This window comes from Chitinophaga sp. 30R24, assembly GCF_049056765.1.
In the GTDB taxonomy this organism is placed as follows: domain Bacteria; phylum Bacteroidota; class Bacteroidia; order Chitinophagales; family Chitinophagaceae; genus Chitinophaga.
In genome coordinates this window covers 42,952-64,554 of the sequence record NZ_JBJGXX010000011.1, presented here as the reverse complement: position 1 = coordinate 64,554, position 21,603 = coordinate 42,952, and the positions used below count along the sequence as shown (strand labels likewise).

The following is a 21,603-nucleotide window of genomic DNA, read 5'->3' as shown; positions in this document are numbered from 1 at the left end:
GTAATCAGATACAGTCTGACTTGATCTGTGTCAGCAACTTTTCGAGGTTAACAGTGGCAAAGCCAGAGGCATAATCCGATAATCCGTATGGGATAATTACTTCGTCGTTGTGAATGATAGAACCACAGGAATACAACACATTGGGCACATAACCTTCCCTTTCATCCTTATTGGGCACCAGCAATGGCTCACGGAGGCGGCCAATCTCTCTGGCGGGGTCGTTAAGGTCCAGCAAGCTGGCGCCGATGCAATAAGTACGCATGGGCCCTACGCCATGGGTAATTACCAACCAGCCTTCCGGTGTTTCAATGGGAGATCCGCAGTTACCCACCTGTACAAACTCCCAAGCATACTTAGGCGTGTGGAGTATCTGCGGATTTTCCCAGATATTGATCTTATCTGAATACATGATATAGCCGTTGATGCCATCTATCCGGGAGATCATCACATACTTACCATCTACCTTACGGGGAAACAGTGCCAGGTTCTTATTCTGTGCGCCTTCTCCATAGAGGGGCATGATATTGAAGTTATAAAAATCCTTTGTAAGCAACAGCTTTGGCTGGATAGTCACCCCGTCAAAGGCCGTATAAGTGGCATAATAGGTAACGCCGCCATTTTCGTTGGTAAATCTTACAAAACGGGCATCTTCTATCCCCCTGCTTTCGGCATCGGAATAAGGGAAGATAACGCGGTCGGAAATATCAGTATCCAGGGAGAAGTTGAGCTCGTAATAAGAATCTGCCAGCCATAGCAAGCGTTCCAATCCTTTTTTGAGCAGGTGATCTACCTGGTAACGCTGCTGCATTTCCCGGATTACCTTTTTCAGGTTGATATATTCAAACTGATCCGGCAAACAAGTTTGTATTTCCTGGATCACCGAATCCGGCAACCGGATAGATACGGCATTCTGGAAAAAGATGTTTTTTTCGTACATAGAGTTACGGATCGCCTCCGCTTCATCTACGTAATTACCAGGCGACATCAGGGAGATCTCATTATTTTTATCGATAATACCGGAGCGGAAAGCAATAGAAGATACGTGCCCTTCCCCCACCGCACGAAAGCTCATGATCACCCGTTTTTCCCCTTTTTCCAATCCGCTCTGGTCTACATCTTCTATCATGGAAGGATTAAAGAAGGCCGCAGATTCGATAGAATACTCGTTGGTGAAATAGGAACCTGTCAATAGTTTTCTCTTGAGCGAGAGGTTTTCATAATCGATATGCAAACCGGGAAACAAATGCCGTAACCTATCGGCGTGTTTTTCAAACACCCGGGTAATATTTCTATGACGGCGTGAAAATTCTCTCAGTATAGGCATTATCGTTAGATCCACCTCCTGATCGCTCATGGCGGCCACCTGTTGGATGATAGATTTAGCCCTGGCCTCTCCGTTGAAAAAGAATCTGGCGACAACGCGCTTGAGATCGGGGTAAATTTTTGTGGTTTTCCGCTCTATTGACAATCGCATGTTTATCGTTTTGTTATATACTGAATCCGTCTTCCAGGACACTACCCTTTTTTACAACAACAATGCCGTCTTTCACTGTATATTTTTCAAAATCGCCATCCGCCAGGTGCTTACCTCCGTTTATATGTACGCCATTTCCAATACTACAGTTTTTATCGATAATAGCATTATTGATCATGCAGTTTTCACCAATACCGATAGGCGGGTGTCCCTGGAGCTTGGCTTTCTCGATATCTTCGAGAGTTTGGTAATAGTCGCTGCCCATAATATAGGAGTTACTGATTTCCGAGCCCTTTCCGATGCGGGTGCGTATTCCTACCACTACCCTTTCCAACCGGTTCGCCATTATAATACAACCATCGGCTATCATTGTTTTCTCCATGGTACCGGAAATTTTTGCCGGGGGGAGCATACGGGCACGGGAGTAGATGGTTTTAGACTCATCAAACAGATTAAATTGCGGAATATCATCTGTTAAACCAATATTCGCTTCAAAGAAAGACTGGATATTTCCAATATCTGTCCAGTAGCCTTCGTATTGATAACTGAAAATGCGCCGTTTCATTTCAATAGCATGCGGGATGAGCTGTTTCCCAAAATCGGCCGCATCTGGCTGTTCGTTCAGCATATCGAACAGTACCTGCCGGTTAAAGATATAGATCCCCATACTGGCCAGGTAAATACGCCCCTCTTTCTGCATCTCTTCACTTACTTCTGAAGCCCAAGGAGGCAATACCGCCTGGGATGGTTTTTCGGTAAAAGACGCGATAGCACCCAGTTCGTCTTGTTTCAGGATGCCAAAATCAGAGGCATCCTTTGCACTTACCGGGATAGTAGCAATAGAGATCTCCGCTCCTTTCTCCATGTGATGGCGGATCATCTTTTTAAAATCCATCTGGTACAACTGGTCGCCCGATAAGATGAGCACGTATTCAAAGTCGAAGTTCTCCATGTGGTGGATACATTGCCGGACTGCGTCTGCCGTACCTTGATACCAGGTAGGATTTTCAGGTGTTTGCTCTGCCGCCAGGATATCTACAAATCCCTTGTCAAAGTTGCTGAAATGATAAGTGTTTTTGATATGCTTGTTCAGGGAGGCCGAATTAAACTGGGTTAAAACAAATATCCGGTTTAAGTCGGCATTCAAACAATTGGAGATAGGAATATCCACCAGTCTGTATTTACCGGCCAAAGGCACCGCAGGCTTAGAGCGGCGGCGGGTAAGCGGATACAGGCGGGTTCCGGCCCCTCCTCCGAGAATAATGGACATTACATCGTTAGTCATAATGGGAATTGGTTTTAGAAGTCATCATTCAATTTTCGGGCTATTTCGTACTGCGGTACATTTCCAGGTAACGCTGTGCCGAGCTATTCCAGGAATGGTCTATGTTCATGCCGCGTAAACGTACTTCCTCCAGATGATGATGGTCGCCGTATAACGCTATGGCCCGCTTTACGGAATTGCATACATCCCATACGCTGGGCTGAATAAAACGTATACCCACGCCATCTTGATCACCGAAGTCGATCACCGTATCTTTAAGACCGCCAGTGCTTCTTACAATAGGTACGGTACCGTAACGCAGGGCGTACATCTGATTAAGCCCGCAGGGTTCCACCCGCGACGGCATCAGCAGAAAATCGCTGCCTGCATAGATCTGATGCGATAATGACTCGTCGTATCCGATATGTACATTAAAGCCAAAGCTTACTAAATGACGCGTTTGTTGCAGAGCCCACTCTATGTGTGGCTCTCCACTCCCCAGAACGAGGAAGTTCACTTCACCGGGTAATTCCGCCAAAGAACGGCCTATGATTTCCGGCAGCAGATCAGCGCCCTTATCGCCTACCAAACGCCCGATAAAAGAAACCAATGGCAAAGAAGCATCGAGGCCAAAGCGCTCGCAGAGCTGTTGCTTATTTTCATGCTTGCCCTCCACTACCGTAGCCGTGTCATAATTGAGCGCCAGCATATAATCGGAAGAAGGGTCCCATACCACATTATCTATTCCATTAAGGATACCAACCATTTTACCTCTTTCATGGCTAATCAGCCACTCCAGCCCATTGGCGTTGGTAAATAATTCTTCGAGATAACCGGGAGATACAGTGGTTACCCGCCAGGCGCATTTAATAGCAGCAGCCAGGGGATTAATAGCCCCACCCCAATCAAGCAAACCCGACTTCCACAAGTCGAACGATGGAATCAGATAAAGTTTATCCCAACCAAACTGTCCCTGGTACTGTGCGTTGTGAATGGTCATCACAGAAGGAATCTCTTTCAGCCGGGCATATTTGTAACCATAACTGAGCAAGAAAGGAATTAATCCGGTGTGATGATCGTGGCAATGGATCACATCCGGCTGATGTTGCCATTCATTAATCCAGTCTAGTACGGCAATCTGAAAACCCAGGAAACGTTCTATATCGTTGGGATAACCATAAACGCCAGGAGTATCGAGCAAGCCGGGAATATCTACCAGGTATAGGTCAAATCCCAACTCATTGCTGCGCTCCTTTAATACATTGAAGTGGTACCAGTTGTGCCCCATCCACATGCCGGCCTGGTGCACCACATCAAATTCGTGGGTTTCGTAGTACCGGGTCCGGTAAGCAGGCACCACTACCTTTACAAAATTCCCTGCCTGTTGCTGATATTTGGGCAATGCGCCCACTACATCGCCTAGTCCCCCTACCTTGGCTACCGGGTAACATTCCGCGCTAACGTGTAAAATCTCCATGCTAAATAATTGATAATCTTTATTAAGTTAGTCTGGAAAAATAAGAAAACAATGGCTGGACCGGAAAATAATTTTTAACGCTCTCCAACAAACGGCTGCAACCAACCGCTAACAGGTAAAAATTACCACTCAACTTTTGAGCAGCATAGTGTGTTTATCTTACTGCTGGCCGCTAAAAGCTAGTTGCTACTATGGATTTTGGCCGTGTTCCACCGGATGAATTACCGGACATCGATTTCAAATTACCTGCTGAACCTATATACAATAAAAAGGTGCTGAATGGTAAACGGGAGAAACAGCCACTTGTTTACGTGGGCTGTGCTAAATGGGGCAGAAAAGAATGGATAGGAAAAATATATCCAAAAGGCACCCGTGAGGCCGACTTTCTGCGGGAATACATACATCATTACAACAGTATAGAACTGAATGCTACCCATTACCGCATCTATGGCCCGGATACCATTGCCAAATGGGATGCGCAGGCCCAGGGACAAGACTTTAAATTTTGTCCGAAAGTGCCGCAAAGCATCAGCCATTTCAGCAACCTGGTAAATGCCGGTGATCGAACTACTGCCTTCCTGGAAGGTGTGTTGGCTTTCGGCCAGCACCTCGGACCCATCTTTTTACAATTAAGTGATAAATTTGGTCCGGCCAAACGGGCATACCTATACGAATACTTGGCTTCCCTACCCCTGGACCTGCAATTTTTTCTGGAAGTGCGCCACCCACAATGGTTTGAGGATGAAGCCATTCGTATAGAATTATTCGAAAAATTACGGGAGCTCAAGGTAGGCGCCGTTATCACCGATACAGCCGGCAGAAGGGACGTAGCCCACATGCACCTCACCGTGCCCAAAATATTTATCCGGTTTGTAGGCAACAGCCTTCACCCTACCGACTACACGCGGATCGACGACTGGACCAACCGTATCAGATACTGGCTGGATAAAGGTTTACAAGAAGTCTATTTTTTCATGCATATGCACAACGAGGCCACCTCCCCTGAGCTTACCGTGTACCTAGCAGATAAACTGGAAGCCGTTTGCGGCCTGCATATAAAAAAACCTCAATTCATAAAAGAATAATACCATTTTTTACGAATAGATTACAAGGGGTGAAAAAGACAGACTGAAATATTATTTTCGCCCTTTCAAAACCGGTACTTAAACTATGATGCGCGATAAGCTAGAGCAATTGGCCAATAAACTGGAAGGCAGGCTTTATACAGATGATACCATGCGAACACTTTATGCCACCGATGCCTCGGCATACCGTGAAATGCCTCTGGCAGTAGCTATTCCTCAACATATCGACGATCTTAAAACACTGATCAGCTTTGCGCGTGAAAATAAAACATCCCTGATTCCCCGCACTGCCGGTACTTCCCTCGCCGGGCAAGTAGTGGGCAACGGTATCATTACAGACGTATCCCGCACTTTCACCAGGATACTGGAATTGAATAAAGAAGAAGGTTGGGTACGGGTACAACCCGGCGTTATCCGCGACGAGCTCAATATGTTCCTGCACCCCCATGGTTTCTACTTTGGTCCGGAAACATCTACCGCCAACCGCGCCATGATTGGCGGGATGGTAGGCAATAACTCCTGTGGCTCCAACTCCGTGGTATACGGCAGTACCCGCGAGCATCTCCTGGCAGTAAAAGCACTCCTGAGCAACGGGGAAGAAGTGACCTTCGATAGCATAGATGCAGATACCTTTCACCAGAAATGCGAAGGGCCCGATACCCTGGAAACACGCCTCTACCAACAGATCCGCAACATACTAGGCAACTACGCCAACCAGGAAGAAATCAGAAAGGAATTTCCAAAGAAAAGCATTCCCCGCCGCAATACCGGTTATGCTGTAGATATGCTGCTGGAAACTAACCCTTTCACTGCCGGCACCGAAAACTTCAACTTCTGTAAACTAATTGCCGGATCAGAAGGCACACTCGCCTTTCTTACCGAAATAAAACTGCATATAGATCCGCTTCCTCCTAAGGAAACCGGGTTACTTTGCATACATTTCCACAATGTAGACGAATCATTACGCGCCAATATCCTGGCCATGGAATATGCACCCAGCGCCAGTGAACTGATCGACCACTACATCCTGGAGTGCACAAAAGACAATATAGAACAAAGCAAAAACCGCTTCTTTGTACAAGGAGATCCAGGCGCTATCCTGGTAGTAGAATTTTGCCGCAATACCCGGGAAGAGATCACCGAAATTACCGGCCAGCTAGAGGCCACGCTCCGTTCAGCCGGACTGGGTTATCATTTTCCATTACTGTTCGGAGAGGATACCAAAAAGATATGGGCACTCCGTAAAGCCGGACTGGGCCTCCTCAGCAACCTGCCCGGCGATGAAAAAGCTGTACCCGTAATAGAAGATACTGCCGTAGCAGTGGAAGACCTCCCCGATTTTATCCGGGATTTCAACCACATCCTGCAACAATATCAACTATATGCCGTACACTACGCACACGCCGGCAGCGGAGAAATACACCTTCGTCCAATCATCAACCTGAAAACGGCAGAAGGTAATCTCCTGTTCCGGAAAATTGCTGAAGAAATAGCTACACTGGTAAAAAAATACCAGGGCTCCCTCAGCGGAGAACATGGCGATGGAAGACTTCGTGGTGAATTCATCAAACAAATGGTAGGTGCAAAAAACTATGAACTGCTACGCCAGATCAAATATACCTGGGACCCGGAAAATATATTTAATCCTAACAAAATCGTAGACACACCGTCTATGAACAGCATGTTGCGCTACGAACCAGGGCAGCAGGTGCCACCCATCCAAACCATTTTCCATTTCCCACATCAAACCATCCTCCAACACGCCGAACAATGCAACGGTTCCGGCGATTGCCGTAAAACACAACTAAGCGGCGGCACCATGTGCCCCAGCTACATGGCTACCCGCAACGAAAAAGATACTACCCGCGCCAGGGCCAATATCCTACGCGAATTCCTGACCCATAGTCCAAAGGAAAACCGCTTCAACCACAAAGAGATTTACGAAGTACTAGACCTTTGCCTTGCTTGCAAGGGCTGCAAATCCGAATGCCCTTCCAATGTAGACATGGCTAAGCTGAAAATGGAATTCCTGCAACATTATTATGATGCCAATGGCGTTCCCCTCCGGGCCAATATGATCGGAAACTACACCAAACTCTCTGCCCTGGCAGCCATAGCACCTGGCGTTTACAATGCCATGATCAACAGCTCCATTGCAGGCGGCGTAATCCGCAAGCTCTCCGGCTTTGCAACCAAACGTTCCCTGCCCGGCCTGTATCATATTACCTTACGTAAATGGTTCAACGAAAAATGGCCTAAAGAAAAGCAAGGGCCAACCGGCAATAAAAAAGTATACCTCTTCTGCGACGAATTCACCAATTATAACGATACCGCTATTGGTATCAAAGCCGTAAAACTGTTGCACCGCTTAGGATATGATGTGCACATGGCCGAGCACCCGGAAAGCGCCCGCGCGTATATGTCGAAGGGCTTGTTGCGCAAAGCGCGCGAATACGCAGAAAAAAATGTACGTATATTCAGTGGCGTTATCAATGAAAATGCGCCACTGCTCGGCATAGAACCTTCTGCCATACTCAGCTTCCGGGATGAATACCCAGACCTGGTAGGGGATCAATTACGCAGCAAAGCAAAAACGCTGGCCAGCCATGTATTTCTTATAGACGAGTTCCTCGCTGCAGAAACAGACAAAGGCCATATTACGGCGGTACAGTTTTCTGCTAGGCAACAACATATTAAACTGCACGGACACTGCCAGCAAAAAGCCTTGTCTTCTGTGCTCCACAGCAAAAAGATACTGTCTCTCCCCAACGGCTATACGGTAGAGGTGATCCCTTCCGGATGCTGCGGCATGGCCGGTTCTTTCGGATATGAAAAAGAACATTACGATCTGAGTATGCAAATCGGTGAAATGGTGCTTTTCCCGGCTATACGCAAGGCTGCTGAAGGTACTATCATAGCGGCACCTGGCACCAGTTGCCGCCATCAGGTAAAAGATGGTACCGGGGTAAAGGCATTACACCCCATAGAAATACTGTATAACAGTCTGGTATAAACGATTTTTCCGGGACTTACCCAATAGGGCTCGCCTCTATTGGGTAGTGACAACCCTGCTTTTACGCGATGCTCAATATCTTCATTTAATTTTGCCTATATACAATTTGGTTTCATAATGAAACCTTACCATACCCTGTTCCTGGTATTGTTCGAACAGTTTTTGCAACGCCTGTATCATCGGTTCATAATTAGGCGCTCCCATTTCCGGCACATAAGAAGAAGACAACAAGCGGCCTTTGAAGGCCTGGAAGTCGAATATCTGGGCATTCTGGAAAGATTTTTCCTGGAAAGTACCGGGCAGGAACAAAGCAGATAAGCGATCGGTGCCTACATTCCGGTGTTGCATATCTTTATAATCATTGCCATACTGCAGTAGCAGGGCTTCGTATTCTTTTTCGAATGGCAGTTCCGACCGGCGTATATTCCACATCAATACCATATAAGTATTTTCCCTGGCAATGCGCCGGAATTCTTTGAGCGCTGCTTCATGGCTAAACCAATGGAACGCAGTGGCCGCCACAATCAAGTTCACAGCAGCATCGGGCAAAGTGGTAGCTTCCGCAGTACCGGGTATCGGAATAAATCCAGGACGGCCATGCAGCCATGCTTCGGCCATAGCCATCATTTCCGGGTTGGGTTCTACGGCGTACACTTTATTACCATTGTCCAGGAAAGGCTGTGCGGAAATGCCTGTTCCGGCGCCAATGTCTGCTACCACGGTATCCCGGGAAAGACCAATGGCACTCACCAGAAAAGGAATAACGGCCGCAGGGTACTGTGGCCGGTATTTGACGTAATTTTCTGCTTTGGTGCTGAAACGTTCTGTATTTTTCATAACTCTTGAAGATAGCATTATTCTCCCAGTCCCTTAGGCTTCTTCTCTTCATTACCATACGCTTCGAGTTCGGCGAGCTTCTTTTTACCATAGGCATATTTGGTAATCAGCACATACAAAACGGGTACGGTAAAAATACCCAATATAGTAGCTGCCAGCATACCACCTACTACGGTGAAGCCTATATTTATACGGGAAGCTGCGCCGGCGCCTTTGGCAACGCACAAAGGCATTACGCCCAATATGAAAGCAAAAGAGGTCATCAGGATAGGACGCAAACGTAACTTTACCGCTTCCAGGGTAGCATCCAGCAAAGGCATCCCCCTGTCTACACGTTCTTTACAGAATTCCACAATCAGGATAGCATTTTTTGCCGCCAGCCCGATGAGGGTGATCAACCCGATCTGTGAGTATACGCTGTTTGCTTGTTTGCTCAGCGTGAGTGCGAGGATGGAGCCAAATAAGGCAATAGGCACCGCCAACAATACGGAGAATGGCACCGACCAACTCTCGTACAAGGCAGTAAGCAGCAGGAATACAAAGAGGATAGACAAAACAAAGATCATCACGCTTTTATTACCTGCTTCAATTTCCTGCAGGGATACGTTGGCCCATTCATAGCTAAAATTTTCCGGCAACACCTTGGCAGCCACTTCTTGCAGCGCATTGATGGCATCACCACTACTATAGCCCTTTTTACTATCGCCATCTATTTCCACGGAACGATACAGGTTAAAGTGGTTAATTACCGGTGCACCAACGCCAGGCTTGGTGGTGATTAATGCGCTGAGCGGCACCATGCCGCCTGCACTATTCCGTACATAATAAGTGTTCAGGCTGTTGATGCTGGTACGGTAAAGGGAGTCTGCCTGCAATACCACACGAAAGCTGCGGCTAAACCGGGTGAAGTCATTCACATAATAACCACCCAGAAAAGTTTGTAACGCACTAAACACATCACCCACGGCTACCCCTAATTGTTTACATTTATCACGGTCTACATCCAGGTTAAATTGCGGAGTATTGGCGCTGAAAAAGGCGTAAGCCCTGGCAATTTCCGGGCGCTGGTTGGCTGCTGCGAGAAATGCCCCCATTACCTGCAAAAACTGGTTGATGTCCGGGTTGCTGCGTTGTTCAAGCATAAAAGAGAAACCGCCGGTATTACCTAACCCACGGAGTGTAGGAGAAGGGATCACAACAATATTGGCGCCTACAATTTTGCTGGTAGCCTGGGTTATACGGGCTGCCACCGTGTTCATGTCGTCGCCATGGGCATATCGTTCATCCCAGGGTTTGAGCCCTACGAAAAAGGTTCCTGAGTTAGGTTTGGTAGCGTTGGCTACGAAGTTAAAACCGCTGACACCAAAGAAATGCAGTACTGCAGGGTCTTTCAGTAAGATCTGGTTAACTTCCCCCAGCACCTCCTTCGTTCGCTCTGTAGAAGCCGCTTCAGGCAACTCCAGGGCCAGGAACATAGAGCCCATGTCTTCCTGTGGTACAAAAGTAGTTGGCGTTTTTTTAAATAAGTAAAACGCCAATGCAAAAATAATCAACATCACCACCAGGATCAACGGGGTTAAGCGGATAGAATGCCGTACCAGATTGCCATAGCCATTGGTAAACCGGGAGAAGTATTCGTTAAACTTATTAAAGGCCCTATCCAACAGGCCCCTTCTACGCTCCTGATGCAAGGCGGGTTTTAGCAATACGGAAGTTAGTGCAGGCGTAAACGTGAGGGCCAGGAAGGCAGATAATAATACAGAAAAGGCAATCGTTAACGCGAACTGTTGGTACAGGCGTCCGCTTACACCGGGAATAAAGGCTACCGGCACAAATACTGCTGCCAGAATAAGCGCAATAGCAATTACCGGTCCCTGTACCTCCGACATGGCCTTGTAAGTGGCCTCCCGTGGCGACATCAGATCCGCGTCGATATGGTGCTGCACTGCCTCTACCACCACAATAGCATCATCCACCACAATACCAATTGCCAATACAAACCCAAACAGGGTAAGGGTGTTAATTGAAAAACCCAGCAACTGGAAGAAAATAAAGGTTCCAATGAGGGATATAGGAATAACCAGGATAGGAATAATAGTAGCACGCCAGTTCTGCAGGAACACAAACACCACAATAATTACCAGCACCATGGCTTCCAGAAAAGTTTCTATTACTTCTTCGATAGAGATCCTCACAAAAGAGGTAGACTCAAAGGGCACCAGCCAGTTCACATCATCGGGGAAGGTTTTGGCCATTTCCTTCATTTTTGCCATTACGGCGTCGTTTACGTTCAGCGCATTGGCACCCGGCGACAGGTAGATACCCATACCCGTACCGGTTTTGGCATCTGCATTTACTTCAACAGAATAAGCAAAAGAGCCGAGGTTCACGCGGGCCACATCCTTTAACCGGATCAAGCTTCCGTTACTGCTTTTGGCCACCACAATATTTCCGAACTCTTCGGAAGTGGCTAAACGTCCTTTTACGCTAACAGTATATTCAAACGCCTGCATATTGCCCATAGGAGGAGCGCCAATACTACCTGCAGGCACTTGCTGGTTCTGTTCGAGGACAGCATTGGCCACATCCCCTGCCGTAAGCCCCAGCGCGGCCATTTTATCGGGGTTCAACCAGATGCGCATACTATAGTCCTGGGAAAAGGGGGTTACGTCTCCCACCCCAAAGATACGCGACAGCTCAGGTTTAAGATAAATATTGAGGTAGTTATCCAGAAACTCACGGGAGTGGGTGCCTCTGGGAGAATTCAGGGCCACTAACATCAAAAGGTCGTTAGAGCGTTTCTTAACGGTTACCCCTACCCTCCGCACTTCATCTGGGGTGCTGGGTAAAGCCAGGCTTACGCGGTTTTGTACATCAAGTGTAGAGATATCAGGATCGGTGCCTAATTTAAAGGTTACGGTAATATCCATAGAACCATCATTGGCGCTTACCGACTGTATGTACATGGCGCCTGGCGTACCATTTACCTGGTTTTCTATGGGAGTGGTTACCGTTTCTTCTACCGTTGTGGAGTTAGCACCCACATAATTGGCTTTTACGTCTGTTACCGGCGGCACAATATCCGGCAACTGCGCAATAGGCAGATTAAACATACAGATGAGCCCTACAATCACAATAATAATAGCCACTACGATCGTGGTATTCTTACGCTCTATAAATGTTTTTGAGATCATACGGTGCTTGTAATTTTAGATTTAATGTTTAGCTGCTCCCGCTCCTGCAACATTCACAGTATCACCGGGTTTCACACGCTGTGTACCTTCTACCACGATCCTGTCGCCCGCTTTCAGACCACTGGCTACCAGCTGCATGGTGTCTGTAATGGGGCCAGGTACAATAGTCGCTGCACCTATTACATTATCTTTAGAGAGCGTAAATACACTACTTTCGGATAAGTTCTGGATAATTGCCTTTGCGGGGATCGCTATCTGGGAAGCTGGTGTAGCATATTGCATCACTACTACGATGCTCATACCGGATTTCAGCATGCCGTCTTTATTCTGGAACGCCAGGCGTATCCTTACAGTGCCCGCCTGGGGGTCTACAATATTATTAATAGTAAAGATTTTGCCTTCTTCCCCATAGCGGGAGCCATCACCAAACTGGATATAAAATTTATTGCCGGTTTGCCCTTTGCGGATACGTATAAATTCCGGCAAGCGGTTCTGCGGAATATCGATGTCGGCAAACATAGGATGTTCATTAACGAGGGTATTAATAAGGGTTTGCCCGGCGTTAACGATATCTCCTACCTTAATTTCCACGATGCCTATTTTACCGGAAACGGGGGCACGCACTACCGCGTGGCTTACATCAGTACCAGCCCTGGCTACAGAGGCTTTGGCGGCGGCCACATTAGCCTGGGCGGTAAGTAAGGCGGTATGGGCCTGGTCTACCGTTTGTTTGGAGATCGCGTCATGATCCAGCAGGGATTTATAGCGGTCGTAATCACGTTGTTTAAACGCCAGGTCGGCTTCCGCCTGTTGCTGGGAAGCAGCTACCTGACCATAGGCGGCAACATACCGGCTTCTATCTATATCATATAAAGGCTGTCCTTTGGTTACGTTACTTCCGTCTGGCACCCGGATAGCCTCTAGATAGCCGGTCACATCCGGCCGTAATTCTACTACATCATGTGCCACGAGCGTGCCCGGAAACTTTTCTGCCACAGTGTAGGAGCCGGCTACTACTTCTCCGGCTACCACGGTAGGTTTCATGTGCGCCATCATAGCGGCCTGTTCCTTTTGTTTCTTGCTGTTGCCACAGGCTATACAGAGTATCATTCCTGTCACATATAAGGTCCGCTTGAAATTGATTGGATACATATGAGAAATTGATTGCGAATTACAAATGCTGATACTTATTTAATCTTGCCCATGGCTTTATCCAGATCTGTTTTACTGGTCAAGGTATTTAACAAAGCCTGCACGTAGTTTACCTGTGCCGTTTTCAGATCGCTTTCTGCGGAGGTAACATCCAGGCTGGTAGCCACACCCTGTTCAAATTTGAGCACAATCCGGTCATATATTCCCTGGGTAAGCCCCATATTTATTTTCTGTGTAACAAAATTTGCCTTATAATTCAGATAAGACGTATTTGCATTGACCACTTCCAGTTTGATCTGTTGGGAGAGATAATCCAGGTTATTTTTCGATTTTTGTACGGTAATCTGATCTTCCCGGATCTGATGCAACCTTTCTGTACCTGTAAAAAGAGGCCATGAAAGGGTGAGCCCAAAGGTAGAGGCATCGTAGCCCACTTTATACAAATCTGCCAGGCCTCCGGAGTACCAATTCCAGCCATAGTTGATATAAGCACTTAAAGATGGCAGGTACTCCATCTTTTTACTTTTCAGGGCGAGCTTGTCCAATATGATCTGGTTAGTTTGTATACCGTATTCTACGCGGTCTTCCACGCGGTAATCTACCGTATCGGCAATAAAGGAGGCTGCATCAAGGTCTTGTACCTTCTGTGTTAACTCCAGCTTACTTTCCTGAGGCATCCCCATCTGGAACTTTAACAACTGCATAGCATATACGAGCAACCTGATCTGGTTTTCAAGATCTGTGATCACATTATTATAGGAAACCTGTATCCGGTCTACGTCTACCCGCTCTGCCACGCCTACCTCATAACGGGCTTTGGTATCTTCCAATGTCTTTTTTAACTGCTCCATGTTGGCTGTTGAGAGGCGGATATTTTCTTCACTGGCCAGTACCGAATAATAGGCTTTGATAATGGCTACACGGGTATCTATTTCCGTACGTTTGTACGTTTTCTGGACCAAGCCTTTGTATACCCGGGAAGCCTGGAGCCCTACAAAGTAATCGCTGTTAAAAATAGTCTGGTTCACCTGGCCGCTAAGGGCGGAGGCAAACGTAGTACCAAATTGCACAGGAATTTTTTCGTTATAGTTCCCATTGGCAATATCCGGGATCACCGTAACAGGTATTTTGAGGTTATCTGCAAAACTACCGTCAATTTCTGCGTGCGGAAACAATTTAGCCGTAGCCTCTTTCACCTGCTCCACGGAAAACCTGATGTCCAAACGGGCATTTACTACATCGTTCTGATGATCCAATCCGTATTGTATGCAATTGTTCAGATTAAAAGCATAGGTACCCGGTTGCGTTGTATCCACTTGCCCGTACACTGTTGCTATACCTGAAAATAATAGGATGGTGAATAATAAATAACGACAATGCATACTTATTACTTTGAAAGTATATGATGATTGATAAATACTTAACAATGAACTGGTAAAAAAGTTGCGGTAACAATCGGCGTTCCGCCTCCCTGTAAGGCCAATAAGGTTGAAAAGGCAACCATTAAGTCTAATAGCTATTTTCGTATCTTTCGGAAAAAGCTATTGTTAACTATGTCTATGTCTGTTATCAAAGAGCCCAAACCGTTTCATCGTGAATTTGAGCTAGCGCGATTGGTACTTTTCAGTGATACGGTATTTGCTATTGCCATTACTTTACTGATCATTGAAATCAAGTTGCCGGCCATCCCGGAAAAAATGCCTGCCGGCGCCTATTGGGAATTACTGCAACCAGTGGCGATGGAATGGACAGCTTTTACGGCCAGTTTTATATTTATTGGGATTTTTTGGGTACGGCACTTGCATTTATGCCGTTTCCTGCAAAATTATAGCGATGGCTTGATACGCCGTAACCTCTTCTTTCTTTTTTTCATTGTATCATTTCCCTTTTCCACATCGGCGGTGCTGCATACCAATGCGCATTTCATGCTGCCCTTTTTTATTTACCTGTGTAACCTGGCGGGGGGCCTGGCTGCATTATTTTGGATCAGTTATTATGTTTTCCAGAAAAATCCTGGCCTGTCCATTGCAGGACATCATACAGAAAAAGAATTATTGTATCAGCAATTCAAGTATGGTTTCCTTACTATGGCCACAGGTTTCACCTGCATTGTAATGACCTACTTTCTATTCCCGGAAAATGCGGCGTATCAACGTATCAGCTACGGTGTTATTCCGGCCTTGGCCGTTTTTAACTACTTCCGTTTAAAGATAAAAAAACGTAATACGCTTCGCCTGGTACACAAAGTGGAGCATCATCATTAAAAACAGCCTATGTTAGAACTCGACAACAGGGAAGCCGCCCTACTGCGCCGGGCCATAGATAGCTGGCAGCAGGAAAAGCTGATTACCACAGAACAAGCCGGCGCATTGGAAAAAACTTACAAAGTGGTGAATTCCGACTGGCAAACCCTCACTTTGTATATTTTCATCGCCGCTGTTTCCTGTGCGTTGATGGCTTTTGGGTCGTTGGTACTGGATGAAAAGTGGATAGAAATTATCCGGAAGAAATTTTCGCTGACAGATGGCGTAATCGCCCTTTTGTTTGCCTTGCTCACCATTTTTCTTTGTTATGAGGGTTGGCGGAGGAATAAACGCCAGCCAATATTTTCATTTAACCGGGAGATTTTTTGGTTGCTACCGGTGCTCAGTATAGGCGTGAGCGTGGTATATCTGGGAAAAAGCGTACGTTACCTAGACGGCAACTACGGCATTTTCTGGCTGCTGGCCACTGCTTGCTACGGTGTATTGGGCATTACGTTGCGTTCCCGCCTCCTATGGATAGCCATGTTACTTAGTTTAATACCGGCTTACGTAAAACTGACCTATTATTTCACCGGAGACGTTCCCTACTTTCTGGGCATGAACCTACCTTGCCGCATGGCCCTGCTCGGAACCGTGCTGGTATTACTGGGGTGGCTACTGCGCCAATGTAGGGTATATGCGCCCGTGCAGGACATTACCTGGAGTGGCGGATGGTTGTTATTTATTATTTCCGGCTGGATGATCTCCATTTTTGGCAACTGCGGCACCTGGGACGAGTGGCAACAGTTACGGCAGATACACCTGTTGCAATGGGTGGTGATTTATACCCTATTATGCATAGGTATACTACTGCTGGGCATCCGGATAAAAGACGACCTGCTCCGCGACCTGGGAGTAATGTTCCTGTTACTGGACCTGTATACACGCTATTTTGAGTACCTGTGGGACCACACCAACAAAGGGCTTTTCTTTGGCGTACTGGCATTGTCTTTCTGGTGGACAGGCCGGCTCATAGAGAAGCGCATGCGGCGGAGTAGTTAAGCGCAGAAAAGCGCTCAACTACAAATGGCCACGTCTTTTACCTCCATACCGTATCTACCCGTGTCTTTTACGCTCCAATCGTAATTACCGGTGATCCAGGAACGCAATACAGCCACATAACGTAACAACTCAGCGTCTGTTTCATCTCCCCTGAATGGGAGTAATTTTTCCAGGGTGGCGAAAATAGTCACTTCTTCGTTGTGCATACGGGCCGCCTCATTCACCGCCTCCTGCAAAGTGTATTGATGAGCATGCTGCAGTACCAGCACGAGATTATGCACATCACCTTGCCGGGACTCCTTGTTACAGGAAAACAGGTCGTTAGACCAGCATACAATGTTGTTACAGGCTTGTATTAAGCGTTGCACCAGAGCGTGCGCTACAATTTCCTCCGGGAGGTATACCTTTTCAATAATCTCGATGGCTTCAATATCAGCCAGGAGAGCGCCGGTATAGGGGCGCATACGTACATAATCTTCTATGGTGGGCACTATGCCCTTTTCCCTGTTTTCCGCTTCCCATATGCAGGAAGTAAAATAATCGTCCATGCTGCGGATAAACCGTAAACGCCAGGCGGGTGTACTGATGGCGCGCATACGGTCCCAGATGCTGCACAGCGCAGCAGGCAGGGGGCCTCCATTGGCCATGGTCACCTGCCGGTTATTGTGCAGGATATCCATCAGGCCGGCCATCATACTGCGCAGGTAATCCGATTGTCTGCCTACAACAGCTTCATCACATTGATCATCGAGGATAAATAACCAGGTGTTGAAGTCGGCAATGATGCAAAGTTCATGCAAAGCGGCATTAGGGAATGCTCTTGCAGCCAGCCAGGCAAAACGCGCTTTTTCGAAGCGCAGCCAGGCTTTTTCGGTGGTCAACAGTCCATAAGTTCTCACCCAGTCGGCAATGTGTTGTTGGGCTTCATTTACGTGTTGGTTAATCCCGGAAGGGAAAGGGTACCTGATAGCAGGGTACTGAATAGTAGTCATGTGTCTCTGGGTTTAATGGTTTTCTAATTTGGGTAATAAAAGGCATAGGTGTTGCCGGGGATCTCCCGGCAGAAAACAGCAGGCTAGGGCACACAGCACTACTTACCACGCAAGCGCAGCAAAGCAGGCAGGGTATTTATTTATGTCATTTATTTGTGTAAACCGGTTAACAGCAAAATTGGCATAGAAAAACTCAATACTATCTCTTCATAAAAATAAAATTACATGTTATTAGCACCCACTCCTACTCCTATATGCTGCAATACTAAAGGTAATGCAAGATGAAACCAGGAAGTGAATGCGGCAGGATCTGAGATCATCAATTCCTGCACGCGTGCGGAAGATAAATAGCGGTAATCACTTACTTCCGACAAGTCGGGATGTATATTACCATTATAGGTACCCAGCAATACATGGTCAAACTCATGCTCGGTTAAGCCATTATCAAATTCCGTTCTATAAGTAAAAGAAAAAATTTCGTGTAATTCACAATCGAAGCCCAACTCCTCCTGTAAACGCCTGTGGGCAGCAGCAATAACAGTTTCACCAGGAAACGGATGGCTACAACAAGCGTTGGTCCATAATCCGGGAGAATGATATTTTTCCAACGCCCTGCGTTGTAATAATATTTCACCTGCATCATTAACAATGAATATGGAAAAAGCCCGATGGAGCATTCCTTTCAGGTGCGCTTCCATTTTTTCCATAGTGCCGATCGCCTCATCTTGTTCGTTTACTAAAATTACATCTGGTGATTTCATAGTATAACAAAGATATTTTAATTCAACCTTTGGCAGAGGGGAAAATGGATAAAACTCCAAAAAACCACACTGATACAGGATAAATATTGGTTGAGCGGTTAACAATAACGACTTTAACGGTTACATGGTAAATATAAAATAAAAATTCCGGAATTTTGTAGGATTAAAGAGAATTAATATGGCAGAAGACTTACATATCATCCAGGGCGATAAGGCAGCACAATATGCCTCCCTGGTACCGCAAATAAAAGGACTATTAGATGGAGAACCAGACCTGGTGGCTAATCTAGCCAATGTAGCCGGCGCTCTCAAAGAACAATTCGGATGGCTATGGGTAGGATTTTACATTGTAAAAGGAGAAGAATTAGTGCTGGGACCTTTCCAGGGTCCGGTAGCGTGTACACGTATCCGTAAGGGTAAGGGAGTATGTGGTACCAGTTGGGCTCAGTCCGCTACATTGATTGTACCGGACGTAGACGCTTTTCCCGGCCATATTGCCTGTAGCAGCCTTTCCAGATCGGAAATAGTAGTACCATTGATCCGCGAAGGAGAAGTAAAAGCGATCCTGGATGTAGACAGTGAACAACTTTCCCATTTCGATGAAACTGATCAACGTTTCCTGGAAGAAATTGTGGCACTGATTATGATATAGCACCACAAATTTTCATCATCGCTTTCTTGAAAAATCTATATGCTCTTTTTCCGCAAACGACACGAAACACCTACATTACCAGCAGCCCTGCTGGCATTTATGGAAACAGATATTCACTCCCATCTTATACCCGGTGTAGATGACGGCGTGCCGGATGCGGAAACGGCGGTTCATTTCATAGCGCAACTACAACATATGGGCATCAAAAACATTATTACTACGCCTCATATCATGATGGACCGCTATCCCAATACCGCCGCGATAATCCAGTCCTCCCACGAAACAGTGTTGCCTCTGCTGGTTGCCCAAGCGCTTACCCTCCCCTTCCGCTTTGCAGCAGAATATTACCTGGATGAGCAGTTTGTACCGCTATTGCAGCAACCCCTGCTCACCATTGCCGGTAATATGGTATTGGTGGAAATCTCCTTCATGTCTGCTCCTCCCCAATTACACCAATGGCTGTTCGAGCTCCAGGCGGCGGGGTACCAGCCGGTGCTGGCACACCCGGAACGCTATGCTTATTATCATACAGACATACAACAATACCGGCAGCTACAGCAACTGGGATGCATATTACAGGTAAACCTGCTGTCGTTTACCGGTTATTATGGCAAGCAGGTACAGCAAGTGGCAGAAAAATTATTGGCAGCAGGTCTTGTTACACTGATAGGTACAGATCTTCATCACGAAAGGCATCTGAAAGCCATTGCCGGCATCGCCGCCAATACGAAGCTCCGGTGCCGGTTGGAAGCGGCAAAGCTGCTGAACAGGCAGCTAATGGCTGGCAGCTGATCACTATCACCTTACCAATATCACTGTACCCGTTTGTTTCCTCGCCTGTTGCTTACTATCCGTATAGGTGAGCACCCATATATATGCGCCGGCCGGTAATAATTGCCCCCGCTGTTCTCCGTTCCACATGCCAGCGGGATCAGTAGTGCTGAACACCAATTTTCCCCAGCGGTTGTATACCTGCATCTGGAAATGATGCACATCATCATATACAATAGCATGGAAAAAATCATTTTTCCCATCATTGTTGGGCGTAAAAGCAGTGGGCACAAATACGGCACATTCCCGCATATTCCGGATAATTTCCTGGCTGCCGCCAGTACTGCAATGATGCGCGTCTTGCACCTGAAAATAAAAAACGCCCTGATTCAGTCCGCTCCAAACGCTATCTGTTTGCCAGCCAGCATTATCCAGGCTATAGGCATACGGACGGGTACCACCACTCACTTCCAACTGGATCTTTCCATCCATGGTAGTATTGCAGCTCACATCTTTTGTACGTACATCTGTAATTACCACCGGACCCGGCTCTACTACGGGTATGCGTGCCAGTTGTTCCTGGCACCCTTCTTCATCTTTTACCAACATACTATAATTGCCCGGCTTCAGCGCTTTAAATACCGGCGTATAGGTTCCTCCGTGAGTACCACTCAAATAATAACGGTAAGGAGGCGTTCCACCACTGGTTGATAACGTAATCGTATTATCATCATCACCATAACAGGGGGATGGCGTTACCACCACATTGCTTTTCACCTCCCAGCCAATAATGGTTACGCTGGCGGTAACGCTGGTACCGTTAGGATGGGTAACTGTTACCGTATAGTCGCCGGCAGGCAGTTTGGTAAGATGATTGGTAGTATCACCTCCAGGGCTCCATCGGATAGAACAACGCTGGGTAACGCCTTCCACTTTCACCAACGCGTCCCCGGTACTATCACCTTTACAGGTATGCTTCAACGTTAGTTTCAGCTGCGGTGTTTCACGCAAACTTTCCGATAAATGATCAACAAGCAACGCGGCGCCATAAATGCTTTTATCACAAGGAACTGTTGCATCGGCCATCAGGGTAAGATATTTCCAGGAATGCGAAGGCTGGAACACAAAGGTGTAGCGTTTCCAATTCGTATGATAAAATAATCCCGACGACCATAATCTTTCAGTGGTATCGCTGGGCGTATTACCGCCATAAATAGTAAGGTTCGCATAACAGGCCTGGAAAGCATAGGTAGGTGCATAAGCAAGGTCTAGCGACATCGTATAACTGCGTCCTTCCAACAAAGGCAACTCCTGGCTAATCGACTCCGGCCAGGAAGGACCGCTATGCAAACCGATATAGGTGGCGCCATCTGAAGGCGGCTGTATAATATTCAACACCCCTGGTTGTATGTCTGGCGTATTCCTCCCCCGCCAGGAAGAAGGCACATTCCCTTGTCCGGGTATGCCTTCCAGGGAAGGATTCTTCAACATAATATCCTGTGCGGTAAGGGAATAACAGGAGCTAATAATACAGAACAGGACTGCTGCAAGATGACACACACCCGATACTAACCGTATATATTTGTACAGCAGTGGTTTCATGGATAGTAAATTTTCGAGACCTAC

At 46.8% G+C, this 21,603-nt stretch carries 16 protein-coding genes; 6 read left to right on the top strand and 10 right to left on the bottom strand.

Features of this window, described 5'->3' with window-relative positions; all coding sequences use genetic code 11:
* Positions 1–4: 4 nt before the first annotated feature.
* Genes ACDQ55_RS18205 through ACDQ55_RS18195 form a run of 3 tightly spaced genes read right to left on the bottom strand, consistent with a single transcriptional unit; the run spans position 5 to position 4,215 of the window.
* Positions 5–1,474: a glycoside hydrolase family 130 protein gene (locus ACDQ55_RS18205; RefSeq protein WP_420982904.1), complete on the bottom strand. Its 1,470-nt coding sequence runs from the start codon at positions 1,472–1,474 to the stop codon at positions 5–7.
* Between the two features lie 13 nt (positions 1,475–1,487).
* Positions 1,488–2,759 (bottom strand): glucose-1-phosphate adenylyltransferase, encoded by a 1,272-nt coding sequence (locus ACDQ55_RS18200; RefSeq protein ID WP_420982902.1) that lies wholly within the window; start codon positions 2,757–2,759, stop codon positions 1,488–1,490.
* Positions 2,760–2,799: 40 nt separating this feature from the next.
* On the bottom strand, positions 2,800–4,215 hold the full coding sequence (locus ACDQ55_RS18195) for a glycogen synthase (RefSeq protein WP_420982901.1): 1,416 nt from the start codon (positions 4,213–4,215) through the stop codon (positions 2,800–2,802).
* 191 nt (positions 4,216–4,406) lie between these two features.
* On the opposite strand from ACDQ55_RS18195, the gene ACDQ55_RS18190 reads away from it, so the two are divergent.
* Both ACDQ55_RS18190 and ACDQ55_RS18185 read left to right on the top strand, forming a co-directional pair.
* Complete coding sequence (locus tag ACDQ55_RS18190; RefSeq protein WP_420982900.1) at positions 4,407–5,300, top strand: DUF72 domain-containing protein; 894 nt, start codon at positions 4,407–4,409, stop codon at positions 5,298–5,300.
* Positions 5,301–5,385: 85 nt separating this feature from the next.
* Positions 5,386–8,313 carry an FAD-binding and (Fe-S)-binding domain-containing protein gene (locus ACDQ55_RS18185; RefSeq protein WP_420982899.1) on the top strand — a complete coding sequence of 976 codons (2,928 nt, stop codon included), beginning with the start codon at positions 5,386–5,388 and terminating at the stop codon, positions 8,311–8,313.
* 81 nt (positions 8,314–8,394) lie between these two features.
* Here ACDQ55_RS18185 and ACDQ55_RS18180 read toward each other — a convergent pair whose 3' ends face one another.
* The 4 genes from ACDQ55_RS18180 to ACDQ55_RS18165 all read right to left on the bottom strand — a co-directional run bounded on the left by ACDQ55_RS18180 (position 8,395) and on the right by ACDQ55_RS18165 (position 14,878).
* Positions 8,395–9,150, bottom strand: coding sequence for a class I SAM-dependent methyltransferase (locus ACDQ55_RS18180; protein WP_420982898.1), 756 nt, complete (start codon positions 9,148–9,150; stop codon positions 8,395–8,397).
* Between the two features lie 17 nt (positions 9,151–9,167).
* Complete coding sequence (locus ACDQ55_RS18175) at positions 9,168–12,344, bottom strand: efflux RND transporter permease subunit (RefSeq protein WP_420982897.1); 3,177 nt, start codon at positions 12,342–12,344, stop codon at positions 9,168–9,170.
* A gap of 21 nt (positions 12,345–12,365) precedes the next feature.
* The gene (locus tag ACDQ55_RS18170; protein WP_420982896.1) at positions 12,366–13,454 is read right to left on the bottom strand and encodes an efflux RND transporter periplasmic adaptor subunit; all 1,089 of its coding nucleotides are present in this window, start codon (positions 13,452–13,454) and stop codon (positions 12,366–12,368) included.
* A 77-nt stretch (positions 13,455–13,531) separates the two neighbouring features.
* The gene (locus ACDQ55_RS18165; protein WP_420982895.1) at positions 13,532–14,878 is read right to left on the bottom strand and encodes a TolC family protein; all 1,347 of its coding nucleotides are present in this window, start codon (positions 14,876–14,878) and stop codon (positions 13,532–13,534) included.
* Between the two features lie 177 nt (positions 14,879–15,055).
* Between ACDQ55_RS18165 and ACDQ55_RS18160 the strand changes: the two genes are divergently transcribed.
* Both ACDQ55_RS18160 and ACDQ55_RS18155 read left to right on the top strand, forming a co-directional pair.
* Complete coding sequence (locus ACDQ55_RS18160; RefSeq protein WP_420982893.1) at positions 15,056–15,760, top strand: TMEM175 family protein; 705 nt, start codon at positions 15,056–15,058, stop codon at positions 15,758–15,760.
* Positions 15,761–15,769: 9 nt separating this feature from the next.
* Positions 15,770–16,801, top strand: a complete 1,032-nt coding sequence (locus ACDQ55_RS18155; RefSeq protein ID WP_420982892.1) for a hypothetical protein — start codon at positions 15,770–15,772, stop codon at positions 16,799–16,801.
* A gap of 14 nt (positions 16,802–16,815) precedes the next feature.
* Here the strand turns inward: ACDQ55_RS18155 and ACDQ55_RS18150 are convergent, their stop codons facing one another.
* Positions 16,816–17,793, bottom strand: a complete 978-nt coding sequence (locus ACDQ55_RS18150; protein ID WP_420982890.1) for a terpene synthase family protein — start codon at positions 17,791–17,793, stop codon at positions 16,816–16,818.
* A gap of 221 nt (positions 17,794–18,014) precedes the next feature.
* Positions 18,015–18,554, bottom strand: coding sequence for an isopentenyl-diphosphate Delta-isomerase (idi, locus tag ACDQ55_RS18145; protein ID WP_420982889.1), 540 nt, complete (start codon positions 18,552–18,554; stop codon positions 18,015–18,017).
* 178 nt (positions 18,555–18,732) lie between these two features.
* Between idi and ACDQ55_RS18140 the strand changes: the two genes are divergently transcribed.
* Both ACDQ55_RS18140 and ACDQ55_RS18135 read left to right on the top strand, forming a co-directional pair.
* Positions 18,733–19,206 (top strand): GAF domain-containing protein, encoded by a 474-nt coding sequence (locus ACDQ55_RS18140; protein WP_420982888.1) that lies wholly within the window; start codon positions 18,733–18,735, stop codon positions 19,204–19,206.
* 39 nt (positions 19,207–19,245) lie between these two features.
* Positions 19,246–19,998 (top strand): tyrosine-protein phosphatase, encoded by a 753-nt coding sequence (locus ACDQ55_RS18135; protein WP_420982887.1) that lies wholly within the window; start codon positions 19,246–19,248, stop codon positions 19,996–19,998.
* 6 nt (positions 19,999–20,004) lie between these two features.
* On the opposite strand, the gene ACDQ55_RS18130 is transcribed toward ACDQ55_RS18135, so the two are convergent.
* Positions 20,005–21,579 (bottom strand): gliding motility-associated C-terminal domain-containing protein, encoded by a 1,575-nt coding sequence (locus ACDQ55_RS18130; protein ID WP_420982885.1) that lies wholly within the window; start codon positions 21,577–21,579, stop codon positions 20,005–20,007.
* Positions 21,580–21,603: the final 24 nt, after the last annotated feature.